At 43.2% G+C, this 24,832-nt stretch carries 20 protein-coding genes; 11 read left to right on the top strand and 9 right to left on the bottom strand.

Features of this window, described 5'->3' with window-relative positions; translation table 11 throughout:
• The first annotated feature begins 21 nt into the window (after positions 1-21).
• Positions 22-501 carry a peptidylprolyl isomerase gene (locus PSU72_RS08400; protein ID WP_300431876.1) on the top strand — a complete coding sequence of 160 codons (480 nt, stop codon included), beginning with the start codon at positions 22-24 and terminating at the stop codon, positions 499-501.
• Between the two features lie 98 nt (positions 502-599).
• On the opposite strand, the gene PSU72_RS08395 is transcribed toward PSU72_RS08400, so the two are convergent.
• From PSU72_RS08395 to PSU72_RS08370, 6 genes are all read right to left on the bottom strand, one after another.
• Positions 600-4,235, bottom strand: a complete 3,636-nt coding sequence (locus PSU72_RS08395) for a DUF748 domain-containing protein (RefSeq protein ID WP_300431875.1) — start codon at positions 4,233-4,235, stop codon at positions 600-602.
• Between the two features lie 126 nt (positions 4,236-4,361).
• Complete coding sequence (gene mutS, locus PSU72_RS08390) at positions 4,362-6,881, bottom strand: DNA mismatch repair protein MutS (protein WP_300432508.1); 2,520 nt, start codon at positions 6,879-6,881, stop codon at positions 4,362-4,364.
• 64 nt (positions 6,882-6,945) lie between these two features.
• Positions 6,946-8,994: a site-specific recombinase gene (locus PSU72_RS08385; protein WP_300431874.1), complete on the bottom strand. Its 2,049-nt coding sequence runs from the start codon at positions 8,992-8,994 to the stop codon at positions 6,946-6,948.
• Positions 8,995-9,023: 29 nt separating this feature from the next.
• Positions 9,024-9,830: an inositol monophosphatase family protein gene (locus PSU72_RS08380; protein ID WP_013148648.1), complete on the bottom strand. Its 807-nt coding sequence runs from the start codon at positions 9,828-9,830 to the stop codon at positions 9,024-9,026.
• Positions 9,831-10,060: 230 nt separating this feature from the next.
• Entirely contained in the window at positions 10,061-11,101 is a 1,041-nt protein-coding gene (locus PSU72_RS08375) for a rhomboid family intramembrane serine protease (RefSeq protein ID WP_300431873.1), read from the bottom strand.
• A 49-nt stretch (positions 11,102-11,150) separates the two neighbouring features.
• A complete protein-coding gene (locus PSU72_RS08370) occupies positions 11,151-12,167 on the bottom strand; it encodes a TIGR03790 family protein (protein WP_300431872.1) in 1,017 nt (338 codons plus the stop codon).
• 227 nt (positions 12,168-12,394) lie between these two features.
• Between PSU72_RS08370 and PSU72_RS08365 the strand changes: the two genes are divergently transcribed.
• From PSU72_RS08365 to fdx, 10 genes are all read left to right on the top strand, one after another.
• A complete protein-coding gene (locus PSU72_RS08365) occupies positions 12,395-13,168 on the top strand; it encodes an RNA methyltransferase (protein WP_300431871.1) in 774 nt (257 codons plus the stop codon).
• A 100-nt stretch (positions 13,169-13,268) separates the two neighbouring features.
• The gene (gene cysE, locus PSU72_RS08360) at positions 13,269-14,051 is read left to right on the top strand and encodes a serine O-acetyltransferase (RefSeq protein ID WP_300431870.1); all 783 of its coding nucleotides are present in this window, start codon (positions 13,269-13,271) and stop codon (positions 14,049-14,051) included.
• 161 nt (positions 14,052-14,212) lie between these two features.
• Positions 14,213-14,743 carry an Rrf2 family transcriptional regulator gene (locus PSU72_RS08355; protein ID WP_300431869.1) on the top strand — a complete coding sequence of 177 codons (531 nt, stop codon included), beginning with the start codon at positions 14,213-14,215 and terminating at the stop codon, positions 14,741-14,743.
• Between the two features lie 19 nt (positions 14,744-14,762).
• Positions 14,763-15,917 (top strand): cysteine desulfurase family protein, encoded by a 1,155-nt coding sequence (locus PSU72_RS08350; protein WP_300431868.1) that lies wholly within the window; start codon positions 14,763-14,765, stop codon positions 15,915-15,917.
• An 81-nt stretch (positions 15,918-15,998) separates the two neighbouring features.
• On the top strand, positions 15,999-17,252 hold the full coding sequence (locus PSU72_RS08345; RefSeq protein WP_300431867.1) for an IscS subfamily cysteine desulfurase: 1,254 nt from the start codon (positions 15,999-16,001) through the stop codon (positions 17,250-17,252).
• Positions 17,253-17,264: 12 nt separating this feature from the next.
• Entirely contained in the window at positions 17,265-17,660 is a 396-nt protein-coding gene (iscU, locus tag PSU72_RS08340) for a Fe-S cluster assembly scaffold IscU (RefSeq protein ID WP_013148656.1), read from the top strand.
• 3 nt (positions 17,661-17,663) lie between these two features.
• Complete coding sequence (gene iscA, locus PSU72_RS08335) at positions 17,664-17,987, top strand: iron-sulfur cluster assembly protein IscA (protein WP_300431866.1); 324 nt, start codon at positions 17,664-17,666, stop codon at positions 17,985-17,987.
• Positions 17,984-18,505: a Fe-S protein assembly co-chaperone HscB gene (gene hscB / locus PSU72_RS08330; protein ID WP_300431865.1), complete on the top strand. Its 522-nt coding sequence runs from the start codon at positions 17,984-17,986 to the stop codon at positions 18,503-18,505. The genes iscA and hscB overlap by 4 nt, the downstream gene beginning before the upstream one ends.
• Before the next feature lie 29 nt (positions 18,506-18,534).
• Positions 18,535-20,424, top strand: a complete 1,890-nt coding sequence (gene hscA, locus PSU72_RS08325) for a Fe-S protein assembly chaperone HscA (protein WP_300431864.1) — start codon at positions 18,535-18,537, stop codon at positions 20,422-20,424.
• A gap of 54 nt (positions 20,425-20,478) precedes the next feature.
• Positions 20,479-20,820 (top strand): ISC system 2Fe-2S type ferredoxin, encoded by a 342-nt coding sequence (gene fdx / locus PSU72_RS08320; RefSeq protein ID WP_300431863.1) that lies wholly within the window; start codon positions 20,479-20,481, stop codon positions 20,818-20,820.
• A gap of 46 nt (positions 20,821-20,866) precedes the next feature.
• Here fdx and PSU72_RS08315 read toward each other — a convergent pair whose 3' ends face one another.
• The 3 genes from PSU72_RS08315 to PSU72_RS08305 all read right to left on the bottom strand — a co-directional run bounded on the left by PSU72_RS08315 (position 20,867) and on the right by PSU72_RS08305 (position 24,774).
• Positions 20,867-21,505 (bottom strand): carbonic anhydrase, encoded by a 639-nt coding sequence (locus PSU72_RS08315; protein ID WP_300431862.1) that lies wholly within the window; start codon positions 21,503-21,505, stop codon positions 20,867-20,869.
• A gap of 128 nt (positions 21,506-21,633) precedes the next feature.
• On the bottom strand, positions 21,634-23,106 hold the full coding sequence (locus tag PSU72_RS08310; protein ID WP_300431861.1) for a putative porin: 1,473 nt from the start codon (positions 23,104-23,106) through the stop codon (positions 21,634-21,636).
• Positions 23,107-23,400: 294 nt separating this feature from the next.
• Positions 23,401-24,774, bottom strand: a complete 1,374-nt coding sequence (locus PSU72_RS08305) for an esterase-like activity of phytase family protein (RefSeq protein ID WP_300431860.1) — start codon at positions 24,772-24,774, stop codon at positions 23,401-23,403.
• Between the last annotated feature and the right edge of the window lie 58 nt (positions 24,775-24,832).

Genomic DNA, 24,832 nt, shown 5'->3' with positions numbered 1-24,832 from the left:
AGCTTAGGACAAGGATACACCATGCAAATTGCCATGAACACTGTAGTAACAATGACTTATGAACTTAAAGATGCTGATGGCAACGTGCTTGAATCCAGCACAGATCCAGTAGCTTACCTGCACGGCGGGTACGATAATATTTTCCCAAAAGTGGAAGAAGCCATGCACGGTAAAAATGTGGGCGACTCTGTGGTTGTGGATTTACAACCTGTAGATGGCTTTGGTGAGTACGACGAAGAGTTAGTGCAAATCGAACCAGCTAGCGCTTTTCCAGCGGATGAATTAAAAGTCGGCATGCAGTTTGAAGGTGAAGACGAAACTGGTGAAGTGATTCTATACACAGTCACTGAAATCGCAGATGGCAAAGTTGTGGTTGATGGTAACCATCCTTGGGCTGGTGAGCGTTTGATCTTTACAGCAACCGTCACTGATGTTCGCGTAGCAAATAAAGAAGAAGTAACGCATCAACACGTGCACGGCGCTGGCGGTCATCACCACTAAGAAGTTTTTAGACTTTGATGTTATAAAGTAGGAACAAATAAAAAAGCACTCTTGATGAGTGCTTTTTTTATTGCTGTTTAATATTAGCGAGACTTTTGCTACTCTGCTTTGACTGACACTTTTTGATTAACATCTAAGGTTAGCCTAGTATTTACATCTTTTGCATTCCCATCACCCTTGTGTTTTTCTGGTGCGTCTATATGCATTCTGTCTACACTAACGCCAGCCGCTAACAAGGCTCTTTGTATTGCTTCTCCACGAGATTTAGCTAATGTTTTTAAGTCAGCGTCTGATACTTGTATGCTGGCCGTCAGTTTCTCTAAAGCCTCTTCGTAATGCCCTTCTTTGGGTTTTTCTAACTTTGAGGCCAGTTTTTTCAATAAGCTCTTTTTAGTAAGCGTATCGTAAAGATTATCAATAGCTTTTTGTACCTTAGCATTATTCAAATCGATTGGTCCTGCAGCCTGACCTTCTGCCAATGTAAGTCCCATTTCTTCCGCCACCTTGCCACGCACTGCATGTTCTTGTATTGCAGGTATATCTAAGGCTTCATCATAAGCAGGCACGATGCCAAGTGCTAAGCCTTGTCTTTTTGCTAATGCAGTGCTGACCATTTTAATTTTTTCAAGCTCTGGCGGGCTAAGCACCGCCCCGCCAGCTTCAAAAGTAATCGCTTCTAGCTTATCACCACTACCGCCAAACAATTTACCTAAAGCGCGAAATGGCGCAGTGACGATTTTGCCAAGCACATTTCTAATGGCTTTCCATACGATACTTCCATAGCTAAATTGTGGATCATCCAAACTACCTGTGATAGGTAATTCTAAGTCGATGACACCGTCACTATCTTCTAAAATGGCAATGGCTAAATCCAGCGGTAAATCAGCAGCATCTGCACTTTTGATTTTTTCACCTAATTTTAATTTGTTAATCACAAATTTGTTTTCGCCTGCTAATTGGCGCTGCTTGATTTTGTATTCCAAATCAACCGAAAGCTTGCCTGAATCAATACGCCGACCTGCAAACTTTCCAGAATATGGCGTGAGCCGGTTCATTTCTATGTTGGTGAACGATAATTTCAAATCAGTAAAATTAGTGACGTTAAATGGTTGTAGAGAACCACGAATACGCGCCGCACCATAGTCGTCCACGCGACCGTCTAACTCCACTTGTGCGGTAGAAGCAGCGTTAGTTGACACTCCATTAATCACACCAGTGAGCGAATGAATATTAGTACCAAATTGAGGAACCAGTGACAGATCGGCAAACTCTAGTGCGGCATTGTCAATTCTGATTGTTTCGATATTGATAGGAAAGGCTTCCGCTTGCGCAGTAGCTGATAAAGGCGGTGGTGCAAACGATTTGTCATCTGCAGTTTTTCCTTTACTCGCAATCGAAGATTTAGCACTATCTAGCATACCGTCGCTAGCAGGCAATGCTTTATGTTCAGCTGCTACTACAGCGACTTTCGTCGGCGCAACTAGCACAGTAGCAGGCTGATTGCGCAGAAATTTTGTCACATTCAAACTTTTATCTTGATTGATAATAAACTTGCCTACAGGTTTGACTATTTGCAATTCAGCCAACTGTAGACGGTTGGGTGCCAGCGAAACTTGCAGACTACGACTGCCAAGACGATCCCAGCTTAAGAATGGTGCGCCGCTTGCCTCTTCCACAACATTCAGATGATTAACATCAAAGCCGCCATTAAAGCTAAGCGCTAGGACTTTACTATTTTTTACTGCGAGCTTACCTGTTAAATCTGCCGCACCTTGATTGAGTGTCAGCAAAGCAAATTGATTGACATACGGCGCAAATGGAATAAGTGAAAGCTGATTGAGTTTTACATCAAGATTAGCAGAAAATGGCAATGGCGTGAGCTTACCTTGCGTACTAAATTGACCACCTTGCTTAACTTTAAAATCAGCTTTTATAGGTAATACTCGCGTTAAGTCCAACGAACCATCACGCACCTCTACGTTAATTTTCTCAACATCCATCACTACTGGCGTAGTTAAACTGCGATCTTCAATATGAAGATTTGCATTTTCAAGTGCAACCTTTTTAAGCGATACGGCCCAATCAGCTTTATTACTTGTTTTATTTGCGACTGTATTATTAGCACTACTTGTTGCTGGTGCAAGTATCGTTTGCCAGTTAAGCGGCTTATTGGTTTCTTTAATAATCTGGGTTTTAAGGCCGCTAAAAATCACTGAAGGGATGCTTACTTTTTGTTCAGCCATCTTAACTTCGCCATCATAGAGCTGAATATTATCCAAGCTCACCACTTGCTTATTTGCAGCTGACTTCGCGCTAATACCCGTCGCTTTACTTTGAATCTGTGTGATTGCCACCTCACCTTTGGGCATAGCGAGTGCTAGGCTCAAATTAAAGTCCGCTACATTCGCTTGCAATGGATTTAAGTATGTTTGATCTAGATATGCAAGTTTCCAATGTTGCAACTGCACATCGGCTATTTCTAGTGTGAACGGCGCTTCAATGTCAGTGGTGTTAGCAGTTTTTGCTAGACTTGGCTGCGAACTAACTGCTTTAGCAGGCTCGCTTTCATTAGTAGGGGCAGCAAACGCTTGCTGCCAATTGACTGTGCCAGTTTTACCCATCACAGCACTAACTGAGCCTTGTGGCAGAAGAACTTGTCCTACCTTAGCATTACGTGCAGCTAAATCTAAACTGACATGATTAACCGCTACTTGCGGCAAAACTAGTAAAGACTGACTGCCGCTCTTGATCTCAAAATCTGCAAACTTCATGTTTAAATCTTGAAACTGTAGTTGCGGCGCATTGTTCATCACAAAATCTAAGCGCGGTATAGTAAGATTAGCCTGCTTTAAGCTGATTTTTGCATTGGGAGCATCGCCAACTATGTTATTCAAATTTAATGCAACGTTATTCAGTACAAGCTTAGGTTTATCGTTTGGTAGTGAGAAGTTATATTCAAAGCTCGTCTGCGCATCGCCTTGGCTCACTGTTAACGGCAAGTTAACGCCTTTAACTATGTTCATAAGCTTGGCTAGTTTAACGCCATCAAGCGCAACTAAACCCTTTGAAGCCACTGGATTTACGCCGATATTGCCTTTCCATTTAAGCGTACCACCCTGCTCCGGAAAATTAGCGGCGATCAAGTAATTACCTCTATCCTGCGGCAAGGTCGAAAATTGACCAAGTTCAAAATCTAAAGGGGTGATTGCAGCTTTAAGTGGTGTGGCTCGGCTAGCATCCACATAGTCGATATTACCCAGCTTGACAGAAAGCTGCTGAATAATTAATCGTGGAACCGTATCGTCAGGGGGCGTTTTATCTTCATTTAACTTGGCAATTAAATCTGTCCAATTAAGCTTGCCTTGTGGGGAGATGGCAATAAGTGCTTGAGGATCAACAAGATTGATTTCTTTGAATTTCCAAGCCCTTTTAAAGATGCCACTCGCTTCAAAATCAACAACCAGCTTAGTGAAACCAGCTAGAGGTGCCCCACTTTTCTCTGTTAGTTTGAAGTTTTCAATAGTCGCTTTTAAACGCAAAGGGTCAAAAGTCACCTTGCCAACACTGCCTATACTCGCTAATTTCTTTTCCGCTACCCAAGGAACAAGCTTCTTAGCCAAAGGGTTCACAGCAAAGTAGCCAAACAAACAATAAAATATGAACAATCCAGCAAAAATCTTGGCTGGAAGAGTCACTAAAAATTGTAATATTTTTTGTTTTACTAGGCTGAGCATGCGGAACCAAATTTTAGTTAAAGTAATTAAGGCGTAGATTCTGCGATTTACATAAAGATTCTAGTCATTTTTGAACAACATTACTAATGATTAAAAGCGTGTTATCAAAAAATTACAATTACACACTTAAACAAAGGTTTTTAGGTGATAAAGTACTTCCAAAGCCTGCTTAGGCGTCAAGTCGTCTGGATTAACGCCTTCTAATGCATTAACCACTGGATGCAACACTATTTCTGGCGCAATTGTTTCGCTTGCAAACAAATCTACTTGAGAATGGTTATTCCCCACATTTTGACTCTCAAGTTGCAGTAGTTTGCGCTTCGCACTTGCTACGACCGATTTAGGAATACCCGCCAACTGCGCCACTTGCAGGCCATAACTTTGATTAGCAGCACCCTCTTCAACCTTATGCATGAAGACTATATTATGACCATGCTCAACCGCGTCTAGATGCACATTAGCAGCTTGTTTAAACTCATCCACAATGCGCGTAAGTTCAAAATAGTGGGTTGCAAATAGCGTGTAACTGCGGTTCTTCTCTAGCAACTGCTTAGCCACAGCCCAGGCCAAACTTAAACCATCAAAGGTTGAAGTACCTCGACCAATTTCATCTAGCAGAACCAAGCTTTTATCAGTCGCATTATGCAAAATGTTAGCGGTCTCTGTCATTTCCACCATAAAGGTAGAACGACCACCCGCCAAATCATCAGATGCGCCGATTCGTGTCATAATGCGATCAATTTCGCCGATTTTAGCCGAACTTGCCGGAACATAACATCCGCAATGCGCCAGCAATACAATCAACGCGGTTTGCCGCATAAAGGTTGATTTACCACCCATGTTTGGGCCGGTAATGAGCAACAACTGGCGATAGGGATTTAACGCCACATCATTGGCAATAAAGGGCTGGGCGATACTTTCAACCACAGGATGGCGACCATTTACAATTTGAATGCCCGCTTCTGTAATGAATTCAGGAGCTACATAATTGAGCGTTTCGGCTCGTTCTGCAAAGCAACTTAATACATCTAAGCTAGCAACCGCACCAGCATTGGTCTGCAGGGCGACGATAAACGGCATTAGCTTCTCTAGCACTTCGGCAAAAAGCAGCTTCTCGCGCGCGAGTGCGCGGTCATTCGCGCTCAGTACTTTGTCTTCAAACGCTTTAAGCTCGGGCGTGATGAAGCGCTCAACATTTTTAAGCGTTTGGCGACGTCGATATTCTGCAGGGGCGGTTTCCGCTTGCGTACGACTCATTTCAATATAAAAGCCATGCACACTGTTGTACTCAACTTTTAAATTAGTGATGCCTGTGCGGGCTTTTTCGGCCGCTTCATATTGCAATAGAAATTCGCCATGGTTATTTTGCAAGGCCCGTAACTCATCCAACTCAGCATCGTATCCATCAGCAATCACGCCACCTTCACGCAACACAACGCTAGGCTCAGCTTTAATCGCAGTAATCAGCAAACTTACAACCGCGTTCGGTGCCGTTAAACTTGAACCCAGTGTTTGCAACAAACTGGTTTGTGAGCTTTGCAATTGTTCTTGCAGTAAAGGTAGTTGCTGCAAACTTGCAGTCAAGCCCGATAAATCTCTCGGCCTAGCTGTCTTAAGGGCAATGCGGGCTGTGATGCGCTCTATATCGCCCATATTCTTTAGCGGCAACATTGTGTAACTATTATTCTGAATCAGCTCAGCCACTGCTTCATGGCGTTTCATCACCAAATTTCTATCTTGCAATGGGTGATGCAACCAGTGGCGCAAAAGCCGTGCGCCCATGGCAGTTTGCGTGGTATTAAGCAATGAGTATAAGGTGGGACTAGCTTCTCCACGCAAAGTCATGTCAATTTCTAAATTACGGCGCGTGGCAGCATCTAGTTGAACGTAAGCACTTGTCACTTCAACCGAAATGGCGTTGATATGCGGTAAGGTGGTGCGTTGCGTGTGTTTCACATAATCAAGTAAAGCACCCGCCGCACAAATGGCTGGATTAAGACTGCCGCAGCCAAAACCATTCAGATCATAAGTGTTGAACTGTTTGGTGAGGGTATTAAACGCGCTGTCAAAATCAAACTGCCATGGGCTTAAACGCTTTTTAGCCACTTTGCTTAAAGCAATTGCCGTATGCTGAAAATCATCCGCCAGCAAAATCTCACTGGGGGCAATGCGCTCAATCTCTTGGCCTAATAACCCGACTGCAATCTCGCTTAAAATAAACGTACCAGAAGCAAGGTTCAAACGCGCCAAACCAATCACGCCTTCTGCTTGAAAGATGCTGAGTAACTGGTTATCGCGAGATTCGTCTAACAGCGCAGTATCGGTTAAAGTACCTGGCGTTAAAATACGAGCGACTTGTCTATCAACAGGGCCTTTGCTAGTTGCGGGATCACCTATTTGCTCACAAATTGCAACCGCTTCGCCTAACTTGGCTAACTTAGCCAAATAGCCTTCAGCCGCATGATACGGCACGCCCGCCATTTTAATAGGCTGACCGTTGCTACTACCGCGATGCGTTAATGTAATGCCAAGTAAGCGCGAGGCTTTTTCAGCATCTTCAAAAAACAATTCATAAAAATCACCCATGCGATAAAACAACAACATGTCTGGATGTTGTGCTTTTAAGCCAAGATATTGGCGCATCATTGGAGTGTGAGTCGAGGCGGTGTGACTAGCTACTGAATCCGCAGGGCTGGCAATTTGTTGAGTTTTACTCATGATGAGCAATAGTGTTATCAGTCGATTTTTTAGGCGGAAAAATGAATTCGCCTGGATGTTGATTTAATCTGGTTGCCAAATTACCCAACAATAATCGCCATTGCTTAAAACGAACCTTACGCGACTTCATAGCCACATAAAGCGCCAAACTGAAACTTACTGCAAGATTTACAAAACCGATTAACACCAAACTCAATGCAATATAGGCAACTGCTTGCCAACTTAACATAAAGTCTAAGCCAACAGCGGCATAACCAGCAAAAGCTGACGAGAAGGCAATGTGTCGAATATCAAACGGCAAACCAAATAACACGCCTATTGCGCTCATGCCACCTAACAAACAACCAAAATAAAAGTTACCAGCCAATGCGCCTAAGTTGTTTTCTACGTAATTCGCAATGCGATTAAGCCGTGCGACACCCAAAAGTTTTTGCATCCACGTCACGGCACGTAAGCGCTGAGGGATTTTGTTATAAATCGCTAAATTATCATGGTAGCCAGCAATTAAACCCGATAAAAACAAGCAAACACCCGCCACAGCAGCATAAAGTAAGGCGCCACTATGCAAAGGATCAATATCAGCCAATAGGCTGTGTGCTTTTTCTGGCGTAATAAAGTGTTGGCCAGTTAAGTGCAATGTGCCAAAAGCAATCAACATTGCGATAGGTATTGCTAATACAACGTTGCCACAAATTGCGACGACCTGGCTACGCATAGTGTTAGCAATCATCGCGACCAGATTATCCATTTCCTTAGACTTAATATCAGTCGCATCAATGCTGGCGGCAATCGCAGCGGCCGTCATAGCAGGCTGCTTAGTCGCTACAGTGAAATGTAATATATGGATTAAAATAAAACCCAAGCCATAATTTAAACTAAATGAAATGGCCTCAGTCAGCGGCGCCATGTGCTGTTTGGCAAGTGTGATTTTAATCATTGCCATGAAGGCAATAATAACGCCCGCTCCCATTGCTGAGCGCATTAATGCAAAGTATTCGCTACGATTGCCTGTGATGTAATGTTCACCTGTACGGCTTGCATTTTCAGTCACACGTAGCGCCATCACTTCCATATTCTCACGCCAGTGTTCACTAACGTCGTTTTTATGGCATTCGCTATAAACCAGCTCTTTGAAAAGCTGAACGATTTTTAGATTCGCTTTAGAGTGAGCATCTTTAGGCCTTGTCTCTTGATTTTTGTCACTAACATCACTGCTGGTGTGGTCAAGAATCTCTAATAGCGTTTCTAATCGGCTCACTTGTTGCGCCATTCTCTGCAACATAAAAGTCAATTGTATGCTGGTACCAACAACCGCACTATTACGTCGAATTTTCATGACCACTTCACTACACTGATTCAGCATCACTAAAATATGCTTGATATCAGTCTCGTTACTTTTTGAATTTAACTCATGAGTATCTGCATCTGGCGATGCCAGAAATTCAGCCAACTCTATTTGTTGCGCTATAAATGGTGAAGTATGTTGCTCAAGTTCAGGGTGATTGCGTAACAGCTCAGGCTCTAAGCCTAAAGCCGCTATTCGGTATGAAAGCACCTGAGTCGCGGCCAAAAAATTCTGTCGGCATGATTCAATAATAGGTTCCGTAATATCAGTAGTAGCCTCATTGAACCTTATTGCTACGATAAGCTGCTCCCAAACCTCATCAGGTACAGCCTGCACCCATAACTCATCGCTGGTTTTAGTGAAAAAACATGCGAATAAATCAATGAGATAAGACTCATCAACCGCTTCAGGTAAGAGCTTATGCCCTATGCGCCTCCGCATTTCAGTAAAGAACCCCGAAAAAGCGGAATGACGGGTTACTAAGAAGAGTGAAATAGGTTTATGTTCGCTTAATAGTCTTAATATCGCCTCACGCAACTGGCGCGCTTTTTCAGGGTGACTGTTGAGCAAATAACACAGCGCTTGAATCGCTTTGATGGCCGCTTCCACCTGATTTGGCTTTGACGGCCTAATTTCTGCAATTAAGCTTGCAATAAACTTAGCGGTTGATTGCGGCGAATGAACAGATTCACTCATATGCCGCTCGAACACGTGTTCTATCATCGTTATTTAGGTGTTTTTAAATCGTCAGTTAAATGCGGGCTTAAGGTTTGCAGCATTTGAGAGAATATTTTTGGGTTGGCAGCAACGATATTGCCTGTTTTAAGCCATGACTCATTACCTTCAAAGTCTCCCACAATACCGCCCGCTTCTTGCACGATTAAACCGCCTGCGGCGACGTCCCAAGTTGACAGGTCAATTTCCCAAAAACCATCATACCAACCTGCAGCCACGTAAGCCAAATCTAATGCGGCTGAACCTGGACGGCGAATCCCTGTGGTCTTTTTAATCATGTCTTTCAGCATATCTAAGTAGGTATCTAGATGCGTGAAATCACGGAATGGAAAGCCTGTACCGATAATAGTATCTTGCAGCTTTGTACGTTGCGACACACGAATACGCTTGTCATTTAAGAATGCACCGCGACCTTTGGTTGCGGTAAACAAGTCATTGCGATTTGGGTCATACACTACCGCGTGCGTCAATACGCCGCGTTCTTGCAAGGCGATTGAGATGCAATATTGCGGCATGCCATGTAAAAAGTTGGTAGTGCCGTCTAACGGATCAATAATCCAAATGAAATCAGCTTCAGAATTCGATTCGCCGCTTTCTTCACCCAAAAATCCGTGCGTTGGATACAAATCCTTCAGCATGTCGATAATGGCACCCTCTGCAGCTTTATCTACTTCAGTGACAAAATCATTGTAAGTTTTGGTTTGAATTTTGAGTGAGCCTACGTCTTCAGAGGCACGTGTAATAATATTGCCAGCGCGGCGTGCAGCTTTCACTGCATTGGATAACATAGGATGCATATTTTCTCGAATCTTTGTTGGTAGTCTGTTGCTTTAACCTGTATTGAATAAAATTTAGGCTAAGTATGGCTTGACCATTACTTAACCTTGAATACTTAAGTAATGACTCAAGCTTTAAATTCATGTTAAAGAACTGATAAGTCAGCATTTTAATACTATTTCACGTATTCACCAATTGCCATGAACGATATTGACCTGAGTAATTTAAAGTTTTGGCGCAAACAGATATTTTAAGGTTGCGGCAGCTGCATAATAGGTTTACTTCGCATTTTATCCGCCAGCACTTGTGACTCAGACTTTCTTTTTTCAACATACTGCAATATGTTTTTAAGTTTAGCGGCTGAGGGCAATGCCGGGTCACTCGGCAATTGTGATAATTGCTCAAAACTTTGTTCATAAGGCTCGCTAATCTCCTCATCTATATGATTCGCCAATGAATCAAACGTAGCTTCGCCTTTATTACCCTCATGCATAATTTGTAGCCAAGAGCGATTAATGGCCTGGTCTTTCAATAAAAACTCATCCACTTTCTTACGCAATAGCAACTCATCACTCCAGCGATACTTAGGTGCTGGAATATTCAGCACCAAAACCACACAGGCGAGCACAATAACGCCAGCAGCTAACAACTTAGTATTGCGCGATACAGGCTTAACCTCAATGGATTGCGAAAGTAAAATACTACTGAAAATACCCGTTAAAAAACCACCTATGTGGGCGGAATTATCAATCCCTGGCACAATAAAACCAAACACGATAGTCGCCACAGAAAACACCGAAGCGCCCCAGAACAACCAGCGAAACTCATAACGCGCAATCGATTCTCGTTCACGCCAGAGGAAAGTCAGCAGTGCGCCATAAACGCCAAAAATAGCGCCTGACGCACCGCCAGACACCGCAGCATTCCCTTGAATAACCAGTGACACTAAGTTGCCAGTTAACCCACTCAATACGTAAATGCCAGCAAACCGAAGATGCCCATACATGCGCTCAACCAGTTGCCCCGCATCCCAAAGCGACCATACATTTACCAGCAGGTGAATGATGCCAAAGTGCAGAAACATCGCCGTACATAAACGCCACCACTCGCCATCTTGCGTTGCTGGGCCGAAATTAGCCCCCCAAGCAAGTTGAATAGCATTGGGCGAATGCCAAAAACCTGCGCCTTTGGACAGCATGGCCACAAAAACTATAATGTTTGCCGCAATGATCAGCTTGGTAATCGTGACTTGTGGCACGCGTGATTTCAGCGTTAAGTGTAATGGCTGCAAATGGAGTCCTATGTGTCTAATGCTAATAACTCAAATACCAACTCAAACCTCACTGAACATTTTGCAACACTCTGCAAGAGTTACAGTATGGACTCGCTAAAGGCTCACCAATAAACAACCCCTGCGCTGGCCATGCAACACTTTTCCAGTAAGCTTCCACGGCACTTTCGCCTGAAAGATAATGCGCAAGCAGCACGGTAGGGTTAGGAAACTTTTGCCAATAATTACAAGGCTCTGACACGGTACCATAGCTAGCTGTAGCGCCAGCTTCCAGCCATTTCAAGCTACTCATTTGACCGCCTCCGAGCAGGTCTCCACCAAATGAAGTCAAATGGTCCGCAAGCGCGCCAGGAATAAATCCCAATGTATCCAGCTTTGGCACATGCGCAAGACCAGTTTCATACACCATGATGTCTTTCATATTTTCAATTGCGTCTAATTGCAAAGTTTGTATCTGTAGCTTTCTCTCAGGAATCTGCATAGATTTTGGGAAAAACTCAGCTCTAGAACTGCGCAGCTTGTCTGAGGTATTTAAATAATAAGCGCTCGCTTCACTCATCATAAATCCGCTTAATACGCCGCGATCAATCAATGCTTTTGCCTCATCCACCGATTCCGTGGGCATTATCATTGATAGCCTCAAACCCGCATCAACAGGCTGTGTCGTAGCACTATCAAAATAAGGACTCATTTTGCCAGGGTCGCAAGTTTTTTTGCACTGCTGCGCATCAAAACCTAATGTCAGTGCAGACGTAATTGCGTTACACTCCACCGCATAAGGCGCAGTCCAAACCAGCAGGATTACTTGCATCTCCGGTTTCAGTTTTTCATCAATAGCTTGCTTGAGCTGATTAAACTGCTCAACCGTGAGCTTTTTAGGATTTCCAGGGATGTTGACTTGAATAAGATTGCTCGACGGAATGCCGCGTGCTTTTAAATAATACTGGCCGATAGCCAGACTATTCTTATTAGCCGTATTTACGACTACCGCGACATTGCTTGGTCTAATCAGAGAGTCCGCTGCGAGTACCTTATTCACAAACAACGTACTTGAAAACATAATCATCGCAACGCTTAATAAAAAAATAAGTTTCTTCATCATCCTATGACTAAAATATTTGCACGAACCATACCCCAGTATACCTTTAACATTTAAACAATTTAATTTTTACAATATCTTTGCTGCATTAAAGTTTTAATCACGCTTCATGACCATACAGCAGATTTAAATGTTCAAAATCCATATAGTGCAGAGTTTAGAATGATAAAATGACACTTTAATGGTGATATGTCATGACAGCAAATTTAGACGCAATAAAATCAGACTCAGCAAAAGCTGAACCCTTACACAATGTACGTGTAGTGCTATGCCAAACCAGTCATCCTGGGAATATTGGCTCAGCAGCACGCGCAATGAAAACCATGGGGTTGAAGCATTTATATTTGGTCAAACCAGATAAGTTTCCAGACGCCCATGCCACTGCCCTTTCAGCTGGCGCGGCAGATTTACTCGAAAATGCAATCGTAACCGAAACTTTAAGCGAAGCATTGCAAGGCTGCGTGCTAGCTATCGGCATGAGTGCACGTAAACGTCAAATTTCGCATGAACTTGTAAATGTGCGTGAAGCCGCGCTGCGAGCCAGTAAAATAGCGGCTACTCAGCCTATTGCTTTGGTATTCGGCACAGAAATGAGCGGTCTTTCGAACGCTGAATTGGATTGCTGCCAACTACTTGCCATGATTCCAGCAAACCCTGAATATTCTTCGCTGAATCTAGCCGCCGCAGTGCAAGTCATGTGTTACGAAATACGTATGGCTGTGCTTGAAGGTAAGCTGGATGAAACCACGCCAACCGAATACGCCACCAATGAAGCGTTAGAAGGTTTATATGCGCATCTGGAAGATACCCTCATTAAAATCGGCTACCTCAACCCCAACGCTCCCAAGAAACTCAGCGAGCGTATACGTCGTATCTATGCCCGCGCCAAGCTAGAAAAAGAAGAAGTTAACTTGCTTAGAGGTATTCTAACGTTAACGATAGAACCGAAAAAACATACTAAGTATTAATTAAATCTGAGTTACACATCACTCAACATAAGTTCATCAATGCCAGCATATTCATTGCTTTTAAAGCAATCGACATTACAAGTTATGGCATAATATCGCTATGTTCAATCACTTAAAAGAAGACATCTCCATCGTGTTCGAGCGCGACCCTGCGGCGCGCACACATTGGGAAATCCTTACAACTTACCCTGGCGTACATGCGTTGCTGATGCACCGCCTATCACATTGGCTATGGAAGCAGCACTTATATTGGCTTGCGCGCTTTAATTCGCATCTAGCTCGCTGGCTCACAGGTATTGAGATTCACCCAGGCGCCACAATTGGTCGCCGTGTATTTATTGACCACGGCATGGGCGTAGTCGTTGGCGAAACGGCAGTGATTGGTGATGATTGCACGCTTTACCATGGTGTCACATTAGGAGGCACTTCATGGAACAAAGGTAAACGTCACCCGACGCTTGAAAGTGGCGTGGTGATTGGTGCTGGCGCAAAAGTGCTCGGTCCAATTACCGTAGGAACTGGTGCGAAAATCGGCTCAAATGCAGTTGTGGTTAAAGATGTACCTGCCAATGCTACAGCTGTTGGTATACCAGCGCGGATTTTAGAAGAAGAGAAAGCCAATAAAGAAGAGTCTAGCAAAAGCGCCAGCTTTACGGCTTATGCGGTAATTGACGATAACGATAAGTTTAATCATGAAGCAATGTCTAAGGCGCTACAGGTATTGCTAGAACACAGTGCAGCACAAGATGCTAAATTAGCTGAATTAACATTGCAGCTACAAGCGCTTAGTAATGATGAAACTAGTGATACTAAGGTTGCTACGGCATTTGATGTAAATCAACCAATAAAAAGCAGAGCCACTAAGAAAATCACGTCAGAATAATCACCTAGAAAAGTCACTAGTCATCAATAAATTTCCTTACATTTGGATTATTAAGCAACTTAAATGAGTTGTGTAATCGAGTGAACTTAAATGGGCTAATAGTTGACTAAAGTTATCAGGTATTATAAAATTGCCTGTAATTATATAGGTGCTATTTACTAATGAAACTTACAACAAAAGGTCGTTTTGCTGTGACTGCGATGCTGGACTTAGCCTTGCACGAGGCGCTAGCTAATAGCGAGAGTAAGATTGCAGGTAGTGAGCTTAATGAAATTAAACCCGTGACACTCGCAGGTATTAGCGAACGTCAAAGCATTTCACTTTCATATTTAGAGCAACTATTCAGCCGCTTGCGCCGTCAAGGCTTAGTGAACAGTGTGCGCGGACCTGGCGGCGGCTACAAGCTTGCAAAAAACTATGCAGATATTTCAGTAGCTGAAATCATCAATGCGGTAGATGAACAAATCGACGCAACGCACTGCGGTGGCCAAGAAAACTGTAAAGATGAAGGTCGCTGTATGACGCACGACTTATGGTCTACGCTCAACACGAAGATTTTAGATTACCTTGCCGGCGTAAGCTTAGCCGATATGGTTGCGTCACAGACATCAGATAAAAAAGTTACCATTATGCCGCGCACGAACAGCGCTTGCAGCCAGAAAGGTTCAGCTATCGAGGCTGCAGTCGTTTAGCACTCACGATACTTTAGCAATGGCCAATATCTATTTTGATCATAATGCGACTACTGCGCTTGATAATCGCGTATTGGAAGCCATGTTACCTTGGATGACAAACCAAGCAGGCAACCCAACCAGTCGCCATGTTTTTGGTCGTTCAGCGCGTGATGCCGTGGAACATGCAAGAGCTCAAGTAGCTGAAGCCTGTGGCGCCTATACCTCGCAAGTAGTATTTACTTCGTGTGGCACTGAAGCTAATAATTTTGCAGTAAAAGGCATTGCAGCAATTAAATCAGCGGCGACTGCACGACAAATTTTAACTAGCGCCATTGAGCATCCATGCGTGACTCGACCAGCGATAGCGATGCAACAACATGGCTATGTCAGTCAAAAAATTGTAGTCGATGCAAACGGAAAAGTGGATTTAGAGAAATTTAAACTACAGTTAAACACACCAACTGGCTTGGTTTCAGTCATGTTGGCAAACAATGAAACAGGTGTCATACAGGAGCTTGGCTCTATTACTGAAATGGCTCGAAGTGCAGGTGCGTTCATGCATACGGACGCAGTTCAAGCACTTGGTAAGATTGATCTGAATTTTGCAGATTTAAATGTAAATGCAATGACTATTTCCAGTCATAAGATTCATGGCCCACAAGGTGCCGCAGCACTGATAGTAGATAAGAAAATGGATATACAGCCACTATTGCATGGTGGTGGGCAAGAAAAAGGTTTACGCAGCGGCACAGAAAACGTTGCGGCAATTGTTGGCTTTGGTGCAGCCTGTGAATTAGCCATGAGTAATCGGGCGAATTTTGCGGCTCACACTCCAGCGTTACGCAATCAGCTTGAGCAAGGTTTACAAGCATTAGATGTCAGTATTTTCGGCAAACAAGTAGCACGCATACCGAATACGAGTTTTTTTGCGATTGACAATATTGAAGGTGAAACACTGGTCATGGCCTTAGATCGTAAAGGTTACGCGGTTGCTAGCGGCTCAGCTTGCTCTAGCGACAGTACTGAACCTAGCCACGTACTTTTGGCGATGGGCATACCGGCAGATTTGGCACGTGGCGCAGTAAGAGTTAGTTTTGGTGCACACAACACTGCAGCACAAGTGGCAAGTTTTTTGGCCACATTGAATAATGAAATTTTGAGATTAAAACAATTGACGGCGATAGCCGCTTAATTAAGGTTTTGTAGGTCGAATTTTTTAGCCGGCACTACACAACCCAAACCGATTTAATAAAATGCAAGGATAAATAAAAGAATGTCAGCTTCACTAGAAATGCCAGTTTCAAAACACGCAGAGGATAGTATGCATCCGATTTATTTGGATTATTCAGCAACTACACCTGTGGATCCACGCGTTGCCGCAAAAATGATTCCATATTTAACGGAAGATTTTGGCAACCCAGCTTCACGTAGCCATCCGTATGGTTGGACTGCTGAAAAAGCCGTTGAAAATGCACGTGAAGAAGTCGCCAAATTAGTGGGTGCAGACCCGCGCGAAATCGTATGGACGTCTGGTGCGACTGAATCAAACAACCTTGCAATCAAAGGCGCAGCTAATTTTTACAGCGGCAAAGGCAAACACATTATCACCGTAGCAACTGAGCATAAAGCGGTGATTGACCCAATACGTGAACTTGAGCGCCAAGGTTTTGAAGCTACCTTTTTAGAACCAGAACCAAATGGTTTAGTAGATTTAGAGAAATTCAAAGCAGCGATTCGTCCTGATACTGTGTTAGCGTCTGTGATGTTGGTCAACAATGAAATTGGCGTGATTCAAGACATTACTGCAATCGGCAATATCTGTCGTGAAAATGGCGTGATTTTTCACGTAGATGCGGCGCAAGCCACAGGTAAAATACATATTGATCTAGAAAAATTACCTGTCGACTTAATGAGCTTCAGTGCACATAAAACTTACGGCCCTAAAGGCATTGGCGCTTTGTATGTTCGCCGTAAACCACGTATTCGTATTGAAGCGCAAATGCACGGTGGTGGTCATGAGCGTGGAATGCGTTCAGGTACATTAGCAACGCATCAAATCGTTGGTATGGGCGAAGCGTTTAGAATTGCTCGCGAAGAAATGGATTTGGAAAACGCACGCATTCGCCGCTTACGCGATAAATTGTTGCATGGACTAGAAACCATGGAAGAAGTTTACGTGAATGGTGATTTAGAACACCGCGTGCCACATAACTTGAATATCAGTTTCAACTATGTAGAAGGTGAATCTCTGATTATGGCCGTGAAAGGCATTGCTGTTTCAAGCGGCTCTGCATGTACATCTGCCAGTTTAGAGCCAAGCTATGTATTGCGTGCGTTAGGTCGTACTGATGAGTTAGCACACAGTTCAATTCGCTTCTCAATTGGCCGCTTCACGACTGAAGAAGACGTTGATTACACAATCAACTTGATGAAAAGCAAAATTGATAAATTAAGAGAATTATCCCCGCTTTGGGAAATGTTTAAGGATGGCGTTGATCTTTCTAAAGTTCAATGGGCTGCCCACTAGAGGAGTACGAAAATGGCATATTCAGACAAAGTTTTAGACCACTACGAAAACCCGCGTAACGTTGGTACGTTAGACAAAAACGATCCAAACGTAGGTACTGGTATGGTTGGCGCGCCAGCTTGTGGCGATGTAATGAAATTAATGATTAAAGTGAATGATAGCGGCATTATTGAAGATGCTAAATTCAAGACTTACGGTTGTGGTTCAGCCATTGCGTCTAGCTCTTTGGTAACAGAGTGGCTTAAAGGCCGCACCATAGAAGAAGCTTATGCGATTAAGAATTCAGAAATCGCTGAAGAGTTAGCATTGCCACCAGTAAAAATTCACTGTTCAGTATTGGCAGAAGATGCAATTAAAGCAGCTGTTGCTGACATTAAAGCAAAACAAGCCGCGAAAGTGACTGCGTAATCTATGGCAATATCACTGACAGAAACCGCGGCTAACCGCGTAGAAAAATTCCTTGCCAATCGCGGCAAAGGCATTGGCCTACGTTTGGGCGTGAAAACTACAGGCTGTTCAGGTATGGCGTATACACTGGAGTTTGTAGATGAGATGCATCCAGAAGACACCACGTTTGAAAGTCACGGCGTTAAAGTGATTGTTGACCCTAAGAGCCTTGTTTACATCGATGGTACAGAATTAGACTTTACCAAAGAAGGCTTAAATGAAGGCTTTAAGTTTAACAATCCCAACGTGAAAGACGAATGTGGTTGCGGTGAAAGCTTTACAGTGTGAGTTTGAATTACTTTGAGTTGTTTGGACTTGAACCAATTTTTAATATTGAGTTAGCCGCACTAGAAAGCAATTTTCGCAAGATACAATCTGAGTCTCACCCAGACAGGTTTGTGACTGCTCCAGCAGCAGAAAAGTTAAGTGCCATGCAACAAGCAACGCTAGCAAATGAAGCTTATCTAAGCCTTAAAAATCCGGCTAATCGCGCTAAATATCTATTAGAATTGCAAGGCATCACTGCGATTAGCGAAACTAATACAGCCATGCCTACAGACTTTTTGATGCAGCAAATGGAATGGCGTGAAGCGACGGAAGATGCAGTATCGGCTAAAGATATCACTGCTTTAGATAGCTTATTAGCTGAAATTCGAGTTGAAGCAAAAAGCTTGCAAGATAGCTTAACTAGTTTGCTAGATGTGCAGAAAGATTATACCGCTGCCACTGATGCCACTCGTAAGCTCATTTTTATCGATAAAGTGTCTGAAGACATTAATCGCGCAATAGAACAAATAGACATTTAAGATAGCAATAAACTGATGGCAATTATCTAATGGCATTACTGCAAATATCCGAACCTGGCATGAGTGCCGCACCACACCAACACAAGTTGGCAGTGGGTATAGACCTTGGCACCACAAACTCTCTAGTGGCCACAGTTAAAAGTGGGATGGCTACTGTACTGCAAGATGAGCATGGTCATGCGCTATTGCCGTCCGTAGTGCGTTATATGCCCGAGGGTGACGTAGTTGTTGGACACGATGCGCAAGCTCAACAAAGTGCGGATCCTGTCAATACCATTGCCTCAGCCAAGCGTTTTATGGGACGCAGTCTAAAGGATATTGCAGACAGAGCACACATTCCATATAACTTTGTAGATAGCTCAAACGCCACCAAACTATTACAAATTCAAACCCGCGCTGGTTTAAAAACGCCAGTAGAAATCTCTGCTGAAATCTTGAAAACACTTAAAGCCCGCGCTGAGAAATCACTTGGCGGCGATTTAATTGGTGTAGTGATTACAGTGCCAGCCTACTTTGATGATGCACAGCGCCAAGCTACAAAAGATGCCGCACGCTTAGCTGGATTGAATGTGTTACGTCTACTGAATGAACCTACCGCTGCTGCTGTGGCTTATGGCTTAGACAACGCTGCGGAAGGCACATTTGTCATTTATGATTTAGGTGGAGGCACCTTTGATGTATCGATACTCAAGCTGACCAAAGGCGTGTTTGAAGTGCTTGCGACAAATGGTGATTCTGCACTTGGTGGTGACGATTTCGACCACCGCATTTATTGCTGGGTATTAGATAGAATTAGAGAAAGTACCAGTGACTTTAATCCTCTAAGTGAGAACGACACACGCTTGCTATTGACCAAGGCGCGTCAGGCAAAAGAATGGTTAACAGATAACCATGAAGCGCAGATTGTGTGCCGCTTGAATAATGGGTTGTTAGTTGATGTAACGCTTAGCGCGACTCAATTTGTAGAGTTCACACAGCAGTTGGTGATTAAAACGCTTGCACCTACTCGTAAAGCCATGCGCGATGCACAACTTACGCTCGAAGATATTAAAGGCGTTGTATTAGTTGGCGGTGCTACACGCATGCCACAAGTGAGACATGCTGTTGAAGAGTACTTTAAACAAACGCCTCTGACAAATTTAGACCCAGACAAAGTGGTTGCACTCGGTGCAGCAATTCAAGCGAATGCCTTAGTAGGTAACCGCAGCGAAGATGACTTGTTGTTATTGGATGTGACCCCGCTTTCTTTAGGTTTAGAAACTATGGGCGGCTTGGTGGAAAGAATTATCCCACGCAATAGCACGTTGCCCGTTGCCCGTGCGCAAGACTTTACCACTTACAAAGATGGTCAAACGGCCATGAGCATACAAGTGGTGCAAGGCGAGCGCGAGTTGGTAGCCGACTGTCGTTCCCTAGCACGTTTTGAGCTACGCGGCATTCCACCAATGGCGGCAGGCGCAGCACGTATACGCGTGACTTTTCAGGTAGATGCTGATGGCTTACTTTCCGTCAGTGCTCGTGAGCAAACGAACGGTGTTGAAGCGCATGTAGTCGTTAAACCATCGTATGGACTGAGCGAAGATGAAATCACGCATATGCTGAAATCATCATTCGGCAGTGCAGAAGCTGACAAAGTGGCACGTATGCTGGCTGAGGCTCGCGTATCGGCAGGTGCCATTATTAATTCAGTCACGTTAGCACTAGCAGCGGACAGCCACTTGATAAGTGAACAGGAAAAGCAAGCCATAGAAACTGAAATACAAAATCTGCAAACGATTAGCCAAGCTGAAGATGCTGCCGCCATTAATAAAGCTGTAGATGCTTTAAATCACGCGACCGAAGCATTTGCTGCAGCTCGCATGAATGCTAGCGTGAGCCATGCATTAAGCGGTAAAAACTTAGATTCAATCAACTTATAACGCCTTCATTTCCGCGCAGGTGGAAATAATGAAAAAATTTAGCAAGGAAACAAAATGCCTCAAATTATCATACTGCCACATGTAGAACTCTGCCCATATGGTGCAGCGATTGAAGCTAAAACAGGCGATTCGATATGTGAGGTATTGTTAAAAAACCATATTGATATTGACCACGCCTGTGACCAAGCCTGCGCTTGCACTACTTGCCATGTGATTGTGCGCGAAGGTTTTAAATCACTCAATCCATCAGATGATCAAGAAGATGACTTATTAGATAAAGCTTGGGGATTAGAACCTAACTCGCGCTTATCTTGCCAAGCGCTTGTAGGTACTGAAGATTTGGTGGTTGAAATACCTAAGTACTCAATCAATATGGCTAAAGAAGGCCACCGCTAGGCCTTCTATTTATTTGGCACCTTTTTCAGCTAAAAGCTTCAAGCTTTTAGAGTTTTAAGGTTTCTTCTAGAAAGTTAACTTGGCCTGTAGATATATCGTAAACAGCGCCAATCAAGCCTATTTTCTTCTCGTTGAGCATATCTTCAATAATGTCGCTGCTATGCAAAATTTGCTTAATTTGCACTCTAACATTCTGCGCACATACTTTAGCTACAAAATCTTCATTACTTGAATCACGCGACTCCAGCACCGTTTTCTCTTGACGAACAGCTGGACGAATATGATTAATAATCTCGCCAATATGGCCTTCCCTGAAATTATCGCAAGCCGCTTTTATCGCGCCGCAACTCGTATGGCCAAGCACCACAATTAGTTTAGAACCTAAATATTTACTTGCGAACTCTAAGCTACCAATCCCTTTATCTGAAGCAATATTACCCGCCAAACGCACACTAAACACATCACCCAAAGCTTGATCAAACAATAATTCCACAGGTGCGCGAGAGTCACTGCAACTTAAAAATGAAGTAAATGGATGTTGCTTATCTTTCGTAATTTCAATTAAAGACTGGTAATCTTTTTTTGAAGTTTGGTTATGAGTAAAGCGATGATTACCTTCAATCAAAATATCCAAAGCCTCTTGTGGAGACATCTTATCGCGATTAAGTAACGGGTGTTGGTACATGCGGTTTACCTTTCAAAACTATGTACGCGAATTATACCTGATTGTACTTTTTGAGATGTACATACGGTATGTCGCCAAACGAAAAAAAGCCCGTCACGAGAACGGGCTTTATATACTTAACTAACTAATTAGAATTTGTATGTTAGATCTAATTGAACTAAATCAAAATCTTTTAAGTTTAAAGCTAAGTCTTGTGCAGCACCAGCAGCGCCGTAAGTGTTATTTTTACGTGTTGCGTGGCCGTATGCAAAGTTAGCATAAACATTATCTGTGAAGTTATATTGTGTCTTTAAGATAGTACCTTTCATGTTAACGCGTGAGTCCATGAAGTCTGAATCAACGGCATTTGGGTCAACTGACCAAACACCAACGTCTTGGTACCAAATACGTGCAGACCAATCACCTTTGACCATTTTATTAGCTTCAAACGATTTAAAGTCATTAGCTGAACCAACAGCTACACCCAACATCCATGCAGTATCATCACTACCGTCTGAACCGTTAGCTGCTGCAGCTAACCCTGAATGCTTTGCACGGTCATCAGCGTTAGTGTTGTATACATAATCGCCAAATAAACGAACACCAATACTGCTGTTAGCCATGAAGTTAACTTCAGCTGGAATTTCTATCGTATCTAAATCATTTACACCAGAAGCAGCAATTGCATAACCTGGTTTTGCGGCAACAGCAGGAACAAAAGCTGTACCTGCAGCATTAACTGTACCTGGCACCGTAGCAGCACCCGCACCGTCAGTACCAGTTCCTGGTTTAAATGATGTATTGCTAGTGTTGTGGCTGTATTTAGTGTAAGTTAAAGCAGCTTTGGCTGATGTTGTGTCATTAAATAGATAGCGACCACCACCTTGGAATGCAAATAGTTCAGTAGTAATAGTATCACCTGTAGTACTAAAGTCTTTTCTATCACCTTGATATTGTGCTTGAGCTGCAGTGAAGAATAAATCTGCAAAGTTCATCTTGTAATTTACTTTTTCAGCTAAACCTTCAAAGTTCAAGTCAGCGTCCCATACCATAGGTGTTGTATATAGTGGGTTATTCATACGACCCGCTTCAATCGCTAACCAATCAGTAGCTTTGTAACCAACCATGGCGCGTTTAACAAACACTGTTTCTTTATCATTAATATTTGTAGTAGCAGATTTACCAAACGTAGCATTGTCTGAGCGCCCATTTGCGCCCATCGCTAACGCTAAGTCTGTATACCAATCACCAGATTCAGTTTTAACACCAAGTGTCAACTTATAGCGCGCTCGCTCTCTTGTCTCATCAACATCTGCGCCAGTTGTTGCGCCTGTACCTTGACGATCTTCATATCGAACGCGAATATCGCCATATAAAGTAGCGTTATCAATAGCATCTGCCATGCCCAATTTAGCTGCTTTTTTAACTTTTTTATCTGCTACTTGAATGTCATTTTCACGACCTTTCAACAATGGTAATGCTTCTTCCTCTGTCAATACGCCTTTAGCAACTAAAGCTTGTACTAAATCAAATGTAGAGTCAGCCATTGCACTTGTGCCAAAGCCCATTAAAACTGAACCTGCTAGCGTTGCGGCTACCATGTTACGTAATTTAAAATTCATCAAAAATCTCCTCATAAAATTAACTGCATCAATGTATTTTTTCAACACGAGCAGTTTGTTATTTTTTTATGACAATTTGATGACAAAGAACTAATCGCTGGGTAATTAGCAACAGCATTGTTGCATGCTTACAACAATAAACAACGCCTACTAAATTACTTTAGCGGGCGTTGTTTAGCTTTAGTAGGAGGGGCTTGCAGCCCCGAATGCTCCAGCGTGGGTCAGAGAGTAGATGGTCAAACATCGCCTTAGAGTTTACTCTTGGGTTGTTCGCGGCTGCAAGCCGCTCCTACATTAAGGTATAAGTAGGCTTTTACCTAAACGCACGACCCATGCTTTACTAGGGTAATTATTGGTATTTTCACCTACGCCAAAATCGTTATCATTACTTAGCACCACAACATTGGACGATAAAACCGCTAAACCTTCCAGCTTATCAGTATCAATTTTTGAACGCACATCGTGGCTATCGAATACTTCTCTTGTGCTAGCGGGTGTAATAGTGAGCTTACCTAACTTTTCGCCCTCCTTCTCAAATAGCAAAGTATTCATATCTATATGTGTAAGGATATTGGTTGCTAGGCTTAAATCAGCCTCGATTAACTTCACTTTATTGGTCGCGCGTTCTAGTAACAAAAGCTTATCTTGCGAAATTGCTACAGCATCGGAGTATTTCAGATCTTTTTGCTTATCTGTTTTTGGATAGGCTGATTTATCGCTTTGCAATACTACAAACATCCCAGTGACTTTTGCATCTGTAGGCTTTGTAATATCTAAGCGCAAGATTCTAACCAACCGACTTTTTTTATATGCTTTCTTGTTTTCGTTTCCCATCGGGCTTTGCAGGGTTGCGTAAGCGGTTTTGCCGTCTGGCGTGACACTGACATTTTCAAAGCCGTGGTTACCACGTCGCTCCTTATAGATTGATGGCAATATTTCTTTGACAGGGTAATTTACACCATCATAGGTCTTGCCAATAGGCACATAGCGCATCAGCACGTGACCGCTCGTGTCAATGACTGCAATACTAGGCCCGTATTCCTCTGAGACTAAAAAGTTACCGTCAGGTAAAAGTTGCAAAGCTTCGGTATCTAAGCCCGCGGGGTGATAACTCAATGGTGAGTTTGACTTGCCTGAGTATGGTTGCTCATCAACTTCATGATTGCTTAAACCAGTCACTGGTTTACCTTTGCTATCAACAATCGGGATGGCACGAATCACTTCAATCCGCCCAATTGCACCTTTGCCTTGAGTGAGCTTTACATGCACGATTGCTGGAGTGAATTTAGGTAATGGAAAAGTCTTACCATTCATGCTACCGAGCCAATTAGTATGGTCAAAATTCGGACCCCTGTCCGTTAACATGTAAAACTCACCTGGTTTATTCGGTATAGCAACAATCGCTGAACCAATACCAGGAATATGGCGATTGGGGTAACCGTTCTTAACTGCTTGAGCATTGTCGCCTAAATCAATATTAGGATTCAGCGTAGATATATCAGTGTCTGGCAGTTGGAAAGTAGCCAAAACACTTGCATGCTTATTAGCGTTTGGCTTTGTAGGTAGTGAAGACCAATCAAATTGAGCAGATTCTTGTGCCCTTAATGTGCTGCCAACGTTAACGAGCAACAAAGCTGCTAACAAACCTAATTGAAGATGTTTTGACATTGAGTGTTCCTAAAAATCTGAGTTACATCAGTTAACTTGTCTGGATATGAACTGGTGT

It is taken from the genome of Methylotenera sp., from assembly GCF_029945535.1.
Taxonomy (GTDB): Bacteria; Pseudomonadota; Gammaproteobacteria; order Burkholderiales; family Methylophilaceae; genus Methylotenera.
Note: the sequence above shows the minus strand (reverse complement) of the source record. Positions and strands in the feature narration are given on the sequence as shown.

Coding starts and splice junctions, on each gene's coding strand:
- hscA (WP_300431864.1), top strand. CDS start 18,535: ATGGCATTACTGCAAATATCCGAACCTGGCATGAGTGCCGCACCACAC.
- PSU72_RS08395 (WP_300431875.1), bottom strand. CDS start 4,235: ATGCTCAGCCTAGTAAAACAAAAAATATTACAATTTTTAGTGACTCTT.
- PSU72_RS08305 (WP_300431860.1), bottom strand. CDS start 24,774: ATGTCAAAACATCTTCAATTAGGTTTGTTAGCAGCTTTGTTGCTCGTT.
- PSU72_RS08370 (WP_300431872.1), bottom strand. CDS start 12,167: ATGATTATGTTTTCAAGTACGTTGTTTGTGAATAAGGTACTCGCAGCG.
- fdx (WP_300431863.1), top strand. CDS start 20,479: ATGCCTCAAATTATCATACTGCCACATGTAGAACTCTGCCCATATGGT.
- PSU72_RS08365 (WP_300431871.1), top strand. CDS start 12,395: ATGACAGCAAATTTAGACGCAATAAAATCAGACTCAGCAAAAGCTGAA.
- PSU72_RS08385 (WP_300431874.1), bottom strand. CDS start 8,994: ATGAGTGAATCTGTTCATTCGCCGCAATCAACCGCTAAGTTTATTGCA.
- PSU72_RS08350 (WP_300431868.1), top strand. CDS start 14,763: ATGGCCAATATCTATTTTGATCATAATGCGACTACTGCGCTTGATAAT.
- iscU (WP_013148656.1), top strand. CDS start 17,265: ATGGCATATTCAGACAAAGTTTTAGACCACTACGAAAACCCGCGTAAC.
- PSU72_RS08345 (WP_300431867.1), top strand. CDS start 15,999: ATGTCAGCTTCACTAGAAATGCCAGTTTCAAAACACGCAGAGGATAGT.
- mutS (WP_300432508.1), bottom strand. CDS start 6,881: ATGATGCGCCAATATCTTGGCTTAAAAGCACAACATCCAGACATGTTG.
- cysE (WP_300431870.1), top strand. CDS start 13,269: ATGTTCAATCACTTAAAAGAAGACATCTCCATCGTGTTCGAGCGCGAC.
- iscA (WP_300431866.1), top strand. CDS start 17,664: ATGGCAATATCACTGACAGAAACCGCGGCTAACCGCGTAGAAAAATTC.
- PSU72_RS08355 (WP_300431869.1), top strand. CDS start 14,213: ATGAAACTTACAACAAAAGGTCGTTTTGCTGTGACTGCGATGCTGGAC.
- PSU72_RS08380 (WP_013148648.1), bottom strand. CDS start 9,830: ATGCATCCTATGTTATCCAATGCAGTGAAAGCTGCACGCCGCGCTGGC.
- PSU72_RS08310 (WP_300431861.1), bottom strand. CDS start 23,106: ATGAATTTTAAATTACGTAACATGGTAGCCGCAACGCTAGCAGGTTCA.
- PSU72_RS08315 (WP_300431862.1), bottom strand. CDS start 21,505: ATGTACCAACACCCGTTACTTAATCGCGATAAGATGTCTCCACAAGAG.
- PSU72_RS08400 (WP_300431876.1), top strand. CDS start 22: ATGCAAATTGCCATGAACACTGTAGTAACAATGACTTATGAACTTAAA.